This is a genomic window from Stenotrophomonas sp. PS02289, assembly GCF_029960115.1.
Classification (GTDB): Bacteria; Pseudomonadota; Gammaproteobacteria; order Xanthomonadales; family Xanthomonadaceae; genus Stenotrophomonas.
The window spans coordinates 1-10,977 of the sequence record NZ_JASCOZ010000150.1; the positions used below are offsets into that span (position 1 = coordinate 1).

The 10,977-nt window shown below is 66.6% G+C and carries 12 protein-coding genes; 6 read left to right on the top strand and 6 right to left on the bottom strand.

All coding sequences use genetic code 11. The features are described from left to right. The first annotated feature begins 224 nt into the window (after positions 1-224). From QMX83_RS16930 to QMX83_RS16945, 4 genes are all read left to right on the top strand, one after another. The gene (locus QMX83_RS16930) at positions 225-644 is read left to right on the top strand and encodes a DUF3613 domain-containing protein (RefSeq protein WP_282297806.1); all 420 of its coding nucleotides are present in this window, start codon (positions 225-227) and stop codon (positions 642-644) included. A gap of 3 nt (positions 645-647) precedes the next feature. After that, a complete protein-coding gene (locus tag QMX83_RS16935; protein ID WP_282297807.1) occupies positions 648-2,816 on the top strand; it encodes a TadG family pilus assembly protein in 2,169 nt (722 codons plus the stop codon). 23 nt (positions 2,817-2,839) lie between these two features. Beyond that, the gene (locus QMX83_RS16940; protein WP_282297808.1) at positions 2,840-3,553 is read left to right on the top strand and encodes a DUF2968 domain-containing protein; all 714 of its coding nucleotides are present in this window, start codon (positions 2,840-2,842) and stop codon (positions 3,551-3,553) included. A gap of 305 nt (positions 3,554-3,858) precedes the next feature. Next, a complete protein-coding gene (locus QMX83_RS16945) occupies positions 3,859-4,179 on the top strand; it encodes a putative quinol monooxygenase (protein WP_282297809.1) in 321 nt (106 codons plus the stop codon). A gap of 330 nt (positions 4,180-4,509) precedes the next feature. Here QMX83_RS16945 and QMX83_RS16950 read toward each other — a convergent pair whose 3' ends face one another. Together QMX83_RS16950 and QMX83_RS16955 are read right to left on the bottom strand one after the other, a co-directional pair. After that, positions 4,510-5,274: a SapC family protein gene (locus QMX83_RS16950; RefSeq protein WP_282297810.1), complete on the bottom strand. Its 765-nt coding sequence runs from the start codon at positions 5,272-5,274 to the stop codon at positions 4,510-4,512. A 118-nt stretch (positions 5,275-5,392) separates the two neighbouring features. Next, positions 5,393-6,178 carry a CDP-diacylglycerol diphosphatase gene (locus QMX83_RS16955; protein ID WP_282297811.1) on the bottom strand — a complete coding sequence of 262 codons (786 nt, stop codon included), beginning with the start codon at positions 6,176-6,178 and terminating at the stop codon, positions 5,393-5,395. Positions 6,179-6,278: 100 nt separating this feature from the next. On the opposite strand from QMX83_RS16955, the gene QMX83_RS16960 reads away from it, so the two are divergent. After that, on the top strand, positions 6,279-6,581 hold the full coding sequence (locus QMX83_RS16960) for a hypothetical protein (RefSeq protein WP_282297812.1): 303 nt from the start codon (positions 6,279-6,281) through the stop codon (positions 6,579-6,581). A 36-nt stretch (positions 6,582-6,617) separates the two neighbouring features. Here QMX83_RS16960 and lldD read toward each other — a convergent pair whose 3' ends face one another. The 4 genes from lldD to QMX83_RS16980 all read right to left on the bottom strand — a co-directional run bounded on the left by lldD (position 6,618) and on the right by QMX83_RS16980 (position 9,625). Next, positions 6,618-7,748, bottom strand: coding sequence for an FMN-dependent L-lactate dehydrogenase LldD (gene lldD / locus QMX83_RS16965; RefSeq protein WP_282297813.1), 1,131 nt, complete (start codon positions 7,746-7,748; stop codon positions 6,618-6,620). A gap of 128 nt (positions 7,749-7,876) precedes the next feature. Then, positions 7,877-8,323 (bottom strand): VOC family protein, encoded by a 447-nt coding sequence (locus tag QMX83_RS16970; protein ID WP_282297815.1) that lies wholly within the window; start codon positions 8,321-8,323, stop codon positions 7,877-7,879. After that, the gene (locus tag QMX83_RS16975) at positions 8,320-8,778 is read right to left on the bottom strand and encodes an MgtC/SapB family protein (RefSeq protein ID WP_282297816.1); all 459 of its coding nucleotides are present in this window, start codon (positions 8,776-8,778) and stop codon (positions 8,320-8,322) included. Before QMX83_RS16975 ends, QMX83_RS16970 begins: the two co-directional genes overlap by 4 nt. 88 nt (positions 8,779-8,866) lie before the next feature. Then, complete coding sequence (locus tag QMX83_RS16980; protein ID WP_282297817.1) at positions 8,867-9,625, bottom strand: SDR family NAD(P)-dependent oxidoreductase; 759 nt, start codon at positions 9,623-9,625, stop codon at positions 8,867-8,869. 178 nt (positions 9,626-9,803) lie between these two features. Here QMX83_RS16980 and QMX83_RS16985 point away from each other — a divergent pair, with 178 nt between their 5' ends. After that, positions 9,804-10,913 (top strand): alkene reductase, encoded by a 1,110-nt coding sequence (locus tag QMX83_RS16985; protein WP_282297818.1) that lies wholly within the window; start codon positions 9,804-9,806, stop codon positions 10,911-10,913. Positions 10,914-10,977: the final 64 nt, after the last annotated feature.

The window sequence follows — 10,977 nt, forward strand, 5'->3', positions numbered from 1 at the left end:
GGGTGCCCGGGGGGGCCCGGGGGGCATGGGGGGCGGGGGGGCCCGCAGCGGCGCCCCCCGCCAGCGGCGTCTACCTCCGCCGCCCCCGCTGCACTACCGGGCCGGCGTAACGCGGCCGCCAGGACATCGACCGCCACCGCACCGGCAGCGCGCACCGACCCTCGTCTTGCACCTTCCATGCTGGAACGCTTCGGCGGCACCACCGCACCCCAGGAGAGCACGCCATGAGTGATGTCATCCGTACCCTCGCCCACCTGCATGCCGCCGTGCTGCTGGCGATGCTGGGCACTGCCCCGGCGATGGCCCAGCAGCGGCCGTTGACCGGGCAGATGCTGGGCGAGCAGCCAGCACCGCCACCCCCACCGCCGCCAGCGTCGGTTGCACCCGCGCCGGTGGTGGCTCCAGTGCCCGTGGCACCGCCGCCGGTCACCCTCGCACTGCCGCCGCGTCCACAGCTGGGCGACACCACCCGCGCCCTGCTGCAGCTGCAGGCCAGCGGCGAACGCGCCGGCAAGCCGCACACCCTGCTCGGCGACCAGGCCAGCCGCAGCTACGCGCGCTACCTCAACAGTTTTGACCACCCCATTCCCGAATACCTGGAATACAGCGTGCGCAAGGATGTCGCCAGCGAGGGCGGAGAATAATCCATGAACGGCACGCGCACGCGGCCACCTGTTCATCACCGCGCCCAGCGCGGTGGCATGTCGGTGACGATGATGCTGGTCATGGTCGGCCTGCTCGGCATGCTCGGGCTGATCGAGATCGGCTATCTGTACTGGGCCAAGCGTGACGTGCAGAAGGTCGCCGACCTGGCCGCACTGGCCGGTGCCCAACGCCTGGACCTGTGCACCGCCGACCGCGCCGACAACGCCGCAGCGCGCAGCAATGCAGTCAGCGCCAATCGTTTTCCCGGCGTGCTGCGCGTGCAATGTGGCAACTGGAATCCAGCCCACAGCAGCGAGGACAATTTCGCCAGCGTGTCCGCGGCTGAACCCACCAATGCGGTCAAGGTGGTGGCCGAACGCTCGGTGCTGCCGTTCCTGGGTCAGAACACCCGCCTGCCAACCGTGCGTGCCCAAGCGGTAGCCACCCGCGCGCCGCCGTTCGCCGTCCTCAGTGTCGGTTCGCAGCTGCTGCGGGTGAACGGCAACACGCCGCTGGGCAGCGTGCTCAAACTGGTCGGGGTGGACCTGGACCAGACCACCCTGCTGGGCTATGACGGCCTTGCCCAGGCCAAGGTCACGCCGCACGGGCTGCTCAAGGCGCTCGGCATTCCCGTCGATGCCGACATCAGCATCGGCGACTTCAACGCCCTGCTGGCCGCCCACAAGGTATCGCTGGGTGATCTGGTCGATGCCACGGCCACGGTACTGGCCCAGAGCGGAGTTTCCGATGTCGACCTCGACGCGTTGCGGAAGGCACTGGCGGCCAAACTGGATATCGACCGGCTGGCGATCCAGCTCGGCAGCAACGACGCCGCCAGCGGCCTGTTCGGCCGCATTGTCGCGCCCGACGGTCCGGCTACCGCCGCGCTGGATGCACAGGTGAACGCACTCGACCTGCTGACCACCGGCATCAGCATTGCCAACAGTGGCCGCGCGGTGGAGGTCAGCCAACTCAACGTGCTCGGCGTGCAGGCCAAGGCAGCGATCATCGAGCCCCCGTCCATCGCCATCGGCGGTGTCGGCACACGTGCCTACAACGCACAGGTCCGGCTCCACCTGGACATCGACAGCAACAACCTGGCACTGGGACTGGGCAAGGTGCTGACCGCGCTGGGCATCCGCCTGCGACTGCCGATCTATGCCGACGTCACCAACGCCATGGCCACTGTCACGAGCCTGCAGTGCAGCGCGGTGCCGGCCACCGCCACCGTGCAGGTCGACTCTTCGGTGTTGCGCGCCTGCGTGGGCAAGGTCGCCGACAGCGACAAGTTCTCCACCCGCAACGTCTGCGAAACCAATCTCCAGAACGAACAACTGCTTACCCTGCTGGGCGCACCGCTGATCAACGACCGCATTCAGATCAACGCCCTCAGCCACAGTGAAAGCCTGACCCTGGCCGCCGGCGAGACACAATCCACCTGGATCAATCCCGCGCAGATCGGCACAGCGGTCAGCGACCTCGTACAGCAGTTGCTGCGGGTACTGGGCGGCATGCTCAATCCCGCTGCCAAGGGCATGAACACCGCCAGCACCGCCGACCAGTTGGCCGATCAGTTCCTGAAAGCGTCCAACCCCGGCAACGGCCTGTACGACGTGGACCGCACCATCGCACTGCTGCGCAATGGCAACGCCGCGCAGGGCATCAACGCCTTCGGCGACTGGACCGTGCACAACGGCGTGCCGTATGCCTGCGCATTCGGCCTGGGGACCTGCTACCGCGACGGCTCGGTCTGGGAGGGCTATCGCGCCACCGTGACCGGTCAGGGCCTGGGCCTGCTCGACGGCCTGCTCGGCACGCTGCTGGGCGGGCTGGTGATCAACCGCTGCAGCGGGCTGGTCAGCGCGCTGCTTGCCTACAACGCCTGCGTCAAGGGCAATCTGGCCTCGTACATGCAGACCGCACCGGCCGGTGTGCTCGACAGCTACCAGGGCAGCGGCAGCGTCACCGACCCCAGTACCAATGCAGTGGCGTGCAGCGGCCTGCTCTGCACCCTGCTGCGCCCGGTGCTGGAAGGTGTGCTCAAACCTCTGCTCAACGGCGTCGGCACGCTGCTGACGACCACCCTGGCCAATGTGCTGGGAATCGAACTTGGCCGTACCGACGTGCACCTGCAGGCGACCCAATGCAATCCCGCGCAGCTTGTCTACTGAACCTACTGATGGAAGCCCCGATCATGACCACCACCACCTCCTTCGTTTCCCTCAGCCGCCCGCTGCTGGCCATGGCCCTGGTGCTTGCTTCGCTGACCCTGATTCCCGACGCCCATGCCCGTCGCGGCAAGAACGACGCGCCGGACATCGACCGCAGCGCTCCGGTGGTGCGCAACACGGTGGACGAGCTGCGCCAGTTGATGGACGGGCAGCAGCTCACCGAACTGCGCACCACCTACAACGGCACCTACGGGGCCAGCCTGCTGTTCAATGCCAGCACGCTGCAGTATTACGTGTCGCTGTTCCAGGGCAAGGAATTCTGGCGGGTGATCAAGACCGATTCGGTAGAGACCGCCGAGAATGTGTATGAGACGTTCGTCAAGCAGACCCGTGATCTCGCCCAGGTGAACATCGACACCATCCGCCTGGAAGCCGGCAAGCGGTATACCGAAAGCCTGGTGGCCTACAACGAACAGCGCCTGCGCAGCCTGCAGCAGGAAGCCGATCTGCAGCGCCAGCAGGCGCAGCAGGTCAGCAGCGCGATCCAGCAGGCCAAACAGCAGGCGGTGTCACTGAGCACGGATCTGCGCAGCAGCAATACCCAGCTGGAGCAGCTGAACCAGCGTATCCAGGCCCTGCAGGCGCAGCAGGGCAACCCGGAACTGTCGCTGCCGACGCCGCCGCACCCGACCGCAAGCACCGCACATCCGGCGGCGGGGGAAGCAGGTACGCCGTAACACCGGGCGGTGTTCGAACACGGGGAATTCTGGCGGTTGTGGGATGCTGAGGATGCTGGAGTGATGGGGGTGATGGTAGGGTCGCACGACAGTCGACCGCCGATAGCGACCGGTACTGCATTGGGGCATGACCACTGAACGAAGTCGTCGTTCGGTTCAACGGTCATGCGTTACCGGGCGCGGACAGGCGATCGGCGGTCGACTATCGTCCGACCCTACCCGCCCCCAGCCATCGTTGAACCCGGAACATCCGCGCGAAACGAAGGGGCTCCATAATGCACACCGTGCCCATCTGGAGCGTCACCATGTCATCCCCCGATTCACCGCTGGTCTTCTACGTCCGCCTGCAGGTCAAACCCGAGCGCGTCCAGGACTGGCTGGACGCGGTACACACGCTGATCGACCGCATGTCCGAGGAACCGGCCTTCATTTCATGCGACCTGCATCGTGACGCGCACGATCCGACGCTGTTCACCCTGTATGAGCGCTGGGATGAGGCCTCAGTAGCGGCGTTTCTGGAGCACCAGTCCACCGATTACCGTGCCGCCTATGACGCCCTTTTGCCTGATCTCCTGCAAAAGCCGCGCGAACCGCAGGTGCTGGATCTGCTGCAGAGCTGGAGGTGACGCCTGACAGGCGGTCCGCCGGAAGGCCGGTAGGGTCGCACGATAGTCGACCGCCGATAGCAACCGGTGTTGCATTGGGGCATGACCACTGAACGAAGGCGTCGCTCCGTTCAACGGTCATGCGTTACCGGGCACGGGCACGCCATCGGCGGTCGACTATCGTCCGACCCTACCCGTCCCAAGCATCCCAATCATCCGCAGCATTCCCACCGCCCCCATCGCCCGAACCACCGTTAGCACGATTTCCCATCGCGCCATCCCATCGCGTCATTCCACAAACAAAAACGGCGACCCGAAGGTCGCCGTTTGCATATCACATCACCGGCGTAATCAAGCCGCCTGGGCCTGCTCGCTCTGGCGCTTCACCAGCGCGTTGAAACGCGACAGCGAGGTCAGGTGGTGGTGCACCAGTGCCAGCCAGCCGTTGCGGTGCCAGGCCAGCACGACGTCGTCGGGCAGCTTGGCGAACTTCTCGACATCGACGACATGGAAGCCGTTCACCGACATCTTTTCACCGTTGCTCAGGGTGACGTCGATGCTGCGTTCCACCAGCAGGTCCTGGGCCAGCAGCGCGGCGCTGAACTGACGGGTCTGCTCGTATTCACGGGTGAAGTCGGCGCAGAACTTCATGGCGTTGTCGACCAGCTCGGTGGCCTTGCCGTCGACGAACAGCGGCTCGCCTTCGTCGCTGTCACCCTGGTTGACCTGGTCCGAACCGGCGTCCAGCGCCAGCAGGAAGTTGCCGTCTTCATCGGACTGCATGAACACGAACGGATAACGGCGCAGGTAGGCCGGGGCGTAGGTGTCGTCGGCCCACTTGCCGTCGTTCACGAACAGGTTGCTGCGCGACAGACCCACCGCCACGATCGGCGAGGCATCCTGGCCGGTGAACAGAATGGGGAAGTGCTGGGAAGCCATGCCGAATTCGCCGATCACCGCCGGAATGGCATTGGTTTCAGCAGCGAATGCCAGCGAACCCGGGCGCAGACGCCAGTTGGCGTGCTTGTCCGATTGCAGCGGCAGCGGCTCGCGGTAGAACAGCGGACCGGAAGCCTGGGCCGGAGCGGCCGGCGGAGTAGTCGTTTCAGCAGTCATGGAATTGGTCAGGTACGACGCGCCAGACAGCCCGGGCGCGAAAGCGGGCACCACATTGATCGACCACTATAGCGTGGCTTTTTGACGATTTCTGCCATGCCCGTACGCCTCGCCGAATTCAGCGTACGCCGTCCAGCGCCTCCTGGGCCCCGGTCAGCACGGCGCAGGCGTGGTCCTGCAGCTCTTCACCACTGGCCTGGTGGCCGGCGTCGGCATCGGCCTGGGTCGCCAGCAGCACGAATCCGGGGTCGCGACGGTCCTCGCCCTGCCCCACCACCACCAGCGACCAGCGCCCCATCTCGCCGGGTGCGGCCAGGTCATTGGCGAGCAGGCGGATGGGATCGGCGCTCAGCGCTGCGCCGTCCAGCCGTCTGGCCTGGTACACATGGCCGCGCAGCGGTTGCGGCAGGGGCTGCCAGGTGGTGCCGATGGCCGGCCGCATGGAACGCAACTGGTCGCGGATGTCCGCGCGCAGGCAATCCACATGGATGTGCAGCTGGTTCTGCGAACGGCCGTGCGCCGAATTCAGCGCCAGGCTGGCCACGTCACGCGGCAACGGCTGGCCCAGTGCCCGCTCGGTGTAGGCACGCGCCTGCCACGCGGCGGCGAAGTAGTTGGGCGTCCCCGCCTGCAGCAGCTGCGGACTTTCAATACCGCTCACCTTGTCCAGCGGCATCAGCAGGAACTGGTAGTCGCCGTGGGTGTCCTTGACCAGCACATCGCGGCGCTCCGCGGCCGTTGAGACCACCAGGCAGGAACCGCGCGGGGTATCAGGGCCGACGCAGTCGCGCTGGATCACGCCCCACAGCGCATCGGGATTGGGAGCCGGTTTCGGCGGCGGCGCGGTGGTGCAGGCGGCCAGGCACAACGGCAGCGCCAGCAGGTAAACACGGAGGGAAGACACAGGACAGCAGTTCCAACGCCCAGCCCGGTGCGGGGGGCTTTCGCGGGCATTGTACCGGGCGGGGTGGTATGGTCGCTTGAGGCTACCGCAGGAGCGACCGATGTCCCGGCATACCCGCATTGCAGTTCCCGTTCTGGCCGTTGCGGCCACCCTGCTCTCAGGCTGCGTCAGCAGTCCCGGACCGGAGGTCCGCGGCAGTGGCCAATGCCACGATGCACCCCTGCAATGGGCGGTAGGCCAGCCCGCCGCCGAAGACACCATGCGCAAGCTGTTCCGTGAAAGCGGTGCCGGTCTGATCAATCCGATCGGCCCGGCCACGGTGGTCAGCAAGGACAAGCGCGACGACCGCCTGCGGGTGTTCATCGACAAGGACAATGTGATTACCGCCGTGCGTTGCGAATAACGGCGATCCCGGCATCACGACGCGCAGGGCGCGTCGCTACGCCAGCGCCCCACGCCCGATCTCGGCAATGTTGCGCGCGCCGGTCAAGGTCATCGCGACCCGCATTTCCTTGGCAATCAGATCCAGCAGATTGGCCACCGCGGCTTCTCCGCCCGTGGCCAGCGCATACACGAACGCCCGCCCCAGCAACACGGTGTCGGCTCCCAGCGCCAGCATGCGCACCACGTCCAGACCGCTGCGCACGCCCGAATCCACCAGCACCTTCAGCTCGCCCTGCACGGCGTCGGCAATGGCCGGCAATGCGCGCGCGGTGGACAGCACGCCATCCAGCTGGCGTCCGCCGTGGTTGGACACCACGATGCCATCAGCGCCGAAGCGCACCGCATCACGCGCGTCGTCCGGGTCCAGAATGCCCTTGATCACCATCGGCCCGGTCCAGAACTCACGGATCCACTCCAGGTCCTTCCATGAAATGGACGGATCGAAATTGGCTCCCAACCAGCCGATGTAGTCGGCCAAGCCAGTCGGCGCGCCACGATACGCGGACACATTGCCCAGGTCGTGCGGTCGCCCGAACAGACCCACATCCCATGCCCAGCGCGGATGGGTGAACGCCTGCAGCATGCGTCGCAGCGGTCCGTTTGGCCCGCTCATGCCCGAATGCGCATCACGGTAACGCGCCCCCGGTACTGGCATGTCCACGGTGAACACCAACGTGGTCACACCCGCCGCCTGGGCGCGCTCCAGCGCATTTCGCATGAAGCCGCGGTCCTTCAGCACATACAGCTGGAACCACATGGGCCGGGGAATCTTCGGGGCCACCTCCTCGATCGGGCACACGGACACCGTCGACAAGGTGAATGGAATGCCCCGGCTGGCGGCCGCACGCGCGGCCTGCACTTCGCCGCGCCGCGCGAACATGCCGGTCAGGCCTACCGGGGCCAATGCCACCGGCATCGCCAGCCGCTCACCAAACAGCTCGGTGTCCAGGCTCAGCTCGGACATGTCGCGCAGCACACGCTGGCGCAGCGCCACGTCGGACAGGTCGGCCACGTTGCGGCGCAGGGTCTGCTCGGCGTACGCACCGCCGTCGATGTAGTGGAACAGGAACGGCGGCAGGCGACGCTGCGCGGCAGCGCGGTAGTCCGAAGCGGCGGAAATGATCATGGGGCAGCAACACCGGGCGACAATCCGCTCACAGCATACCGGGGCACCCTGCCCCGCTGCGCACGGCGCGCATTAGACCAAAGGGTAGGTGCCGACCGTTGGTCGGCACATCGGCCGCAGCCGGTGCTTCAGCAGCCGCAGTCGCTGCTCGGTCCCTTCAGCTCCACGCCATTGCCATCGGGATCCTGCACGTACAGCGACAGTCCATCGCCCTCGGCCCCGAAATTGCTGCTGGCCGGGGCATCCACGGCGATGCCATGCATCTGCAGGTGCTCGCGCAGCTGCGCTTCGTTGAACGGCTCCACGCGCAGGCACAGGTGTGCCATGTTGCGACCCTGCGCGCCGGCGGCTGCACCACCGGGCACGCCCAGCTTGCCGTGGATATCCACCAGGTCGATCATCGAACTGCCCGCGTGCAGATGCACCATGCCCAGCGAGGGCCGCTCACGCGCCACCGTGCAGCCCAGCACGTCCCGGTAGAAATGCAGCGCGCGCGGCAGGTCGCTGACCCGCAGCACCACGTGGTCCAGGCACTGCACGGCGAAGGTGGGTTGTCCGGCGGCGGTGGCGTTCATAGTTTCTCCAGCTTGTCGGAAATCCGGCGGAACACCGCCAGCACCAGCACGCAGAGCACACTCACGCCCAGCGCGATCACATATTCACCAATGCCCACGGCAATACCGATGGCCGCGGCCATCACCAGCGAGCTGGCGGTGGTCAGTCCGCTGACCTGGTCGTCGCGGCTGCCGCGCAGAATGGTGCCGGCGGCCACGAAGCCCACGCAGGCCACCACGGCCTCGATCAGACGCACCGGGTCGACCTGCAGCAGGTCGCGGTAGCGCTCCTGCTGGAAATGTTCGGCAATGCTGTCGCCAAGGCCGACGATCAAGGCAGCGGCCCCGGCGATCAGCATGTGCGTGCGCAATCCGGCGGCGTGCTTGCCGAGCTCGCGCTCGATGCCCAGCACCCCGCCGAACAGCATGGCTGCGGCCACCCGCAGCAACAGCGACAGATCCTGCTCCCAGCCCATCCGCGTCTCCTCGGCGATGGAGGAAGCGTTGCGCGAAGCGCGTGGCTGTACCGTGAAGCGATGTGAATGCGGCCGTGACCGACGCCAGTCAGTGCGCCAGATAGCCGCCGTCGATGGCGTAATAGGTGCCGGTGGCAAACGAGGCATCGTCACTGGCCAGCCAGGCCACCAGTGCCGCCACCTCTTCGGAGCGCCCCAACCGGTTGAGCGCATGCTTGGCTTCCAGCGCCTTGCGCACCGTCGGGTCCATCTTGTCCAGCAGCGGCGTGGCGATGAAGCCCGGGCCGACCGCATTCACGCGGATGTTGTCAGCAGCATGTTCCCAGGCTGCGGCCTGGGTCAGACCGACCACGCCGTGCTTGGCCGCCACATAGGCCGCCGAGTTGTCGAAACCGACCTGGCCCAGGATCGAGGCCATGTTGATGATGCTGCCGCCTTTGCCGGCCTTGCGCAGCGCCTGGATCTGCGCGCGCTGGCACAGGAACACACTGTTGAGGTTCACGTCGATCACGCGCTTCCAGCCATCGACCGGATAGTCGCCACTGGGTGCGGAGGGGCCGCCGATACCGGCATTGTTCACCGCGATATCCAGGCCGCCGAGTTCCTGCACGGTCTGCTTCACTGCCGCGTCGACGGCGGCTTCATCGGTCACGTCCAGGGCGATGCCGATCGTCTTCACACCGCGAGCGGCCAGCGCCTCGGCGGTTTTCTTCACCGCGTCTTCCTTCAGGTCCCACACCGCCACCGCCGCACCGGAATCAGCGAACAGTTCGGCCACGGCCAGGCCGATGCCGGATACGCCGCCGGTGACGATGGCGACCTTGCCCTTGAGCTGGTAATCAATCATTGCGTGTGTCTCCACAGGTATCAGAGGGGGGAAAGCATCACTACGCTACGCCTCCGATGCGTTACACAAGGTGCATGCAACGCACCTGCCGACCGCAACAAACCTTCCCATCGCTGCAACGCACGCGGCCGTATGCTGGAGGTCGTACCGCTCTTCCCTTCCCCACAAGGCCCTGCACATGACTGCACCGACCGACGGCTTGCTGTTCACCCCCACCCGGCTGGGTTCCATCGACCTGCGCAACCGCATCGCCATGGCCCCGCTGACCCGCAACCGCGCCCTTGAGGGCCGCGTGCCCAATCCGCTGGCGGTGCAGTATTACCAGCAGCGTGCCAGTGCCGGCCTGCTGATTGCCGAAGCCACCCAGATCAATCCGCTCGGCCAGGGCTACCTGGACACACCCGGCATCTACAGCCAGGCCCAGATCGAGGCGTGGCGCAAGGTCACCGACGCGGTACACGCCGAAGGCGGGCGCATCGTGCTGCAGCTGTGGCACGTCGGCCGCATCTCGCACACCAGCCTGCTGCCGGAAGGCGAAGTACCGGTGGCCCCCAGCGCGCTGCAGGCCAAGGGCAAGACCTTCACCGCCAAGGGCTTTGAGGATGTCTCCGCGCCGCGTGCGCTGGCGCTGGAGGAGATTCCCGGCTTGATCCAGGACTACCGACAGGCGGCGCGCAATGCGATCACTGCCGGGTTCGACGGCGTGGAAGTGCATGCCGCCAACGGCTATCTGATTGACCAGTTCCTGCGCGACGGCAGCAACCTGCGCACCGACGAGTACGGTGGCAGCATCGAGAACCGCACCCGTCTGCTCGACGAAGTGGTGCGCGCGATTGCCGCCGAGATCGGTGCCGAGCGCACCGGCGTGCGTCTGTCCCCGGTGACGCCGGTCAACGACGCCCACGACTCCAACCCGCAGCCGCTGTTTGAACGCGCGGTGGAGCGGCTGGATGCGATTGGCCCCCTGGCCTTCGTGCATGTGATCGAGGGTGCGACGGGCGGCCCGCGCGACAACATCGCCTTCGACTATGCCGCGCTGCGTGCGAAGTTCCGGGGTCCGTGGATCGCCAACAATGGCTACGACAAGGACAGCGCCGAAGCCGCCCTCGCCAGCGGCTATGCCGACGTGATCGCGTTCGGTCGCGCCTACATCGCCAACCCGGACCTGGTGGAGCGCCTGCGTTTCGGCGTGCCGCTGTCCGAGTTCAACCCCGACACACTGTATGGCGGCGGGGCTGAGGGGTACACCGATTATCCGAGCGTGTCGGGGTCCAACGTCGCTGAATGAGGCCGACCGGTGGCCCGCCGGGGGGGGGGCCGGCGGGGGGGCAAAACACTGTGGTTTTAAAAAA

Bases quoted from the DNA above. Each gene is read 5' to 3' on its own strand.
- QMX83_RS16970 (WP_282297815.1), bottom strand. From the start codon at position 8,323: ATGAACGCCACCGCCGCCGGACAACCCACCTTCGCCGTGCAGTGCCTG.
- QMX83_RS16945 (WP_282297809.1), top strand. From the start codon at position 3,859: ATGTCATCCCCCGATTCACCGCTGGTCTTCTACGTCCGCCTGCAGGTC.
- QMX83_RS16985 (WP_282297818.1), top strand. From the start codon at position 9,804: ATGACTGCACCGACCGACGGCTTGCTGTTCACCCCCACCCGGCTGGGT.
- QMX83_RS16930 (WP_282297806.1), top strand. From the start codon at position 225: ATGAGTGATGTCATCCGTACCCTCGCCCACCTGCATGCCGCCGTGCTG.
- QMX83_RS16935 (WP_282297807.1), top strand. From the start codon at position 648: ATGAACGGCACGCGCACGCGGCCACCTGTTCATCACCGCGCCCAGCGC.
- lldD (WP_282297813.1), bottom strand. From the start codon at position 7,748: ATGATCATTTCCGCCGCTTCGGACTACCGCGCTGCCGCGCAGCGTCGC.
- QMX83_RS16975 (WP_282297816.1), bottom strand. From the start codon at position 8,778: ATGGGCTGGGAGCAGGATCTGTCGCTGTTGCTGCGGGTGGCCGCAGCC.
- QMX83_RS16950 (WP_282297810.1), bottom strand. From the start codon at position 5,274: ATGACTGCTGAAACGACTACTCCGCCGGCCGCTCCGGCCCAGGCTTCC.
- QMX83_RS16960 (WP_282297812.1), top strand. From the start codon at position 6,279: ATGTCCCGGCATACCCGCATTGCAGTTCCCGTTCTGGCCGTTGCGGCC.
- QMX83_RS16940 (WP_282297808.1), top strand. From the start codon at position 2,840: ATGACCACCACCACCTCCTTCGTTTCCCTCAGCCGCCCGCTGCTGGCC.
- QMX83_RS16980 (WP_282297817.1), bottom strand. From the start codon at position 9,625: ATGATTGATTACCAGCTCAAGGGCAAGGTCGCCATCGTCACCGGCGGC.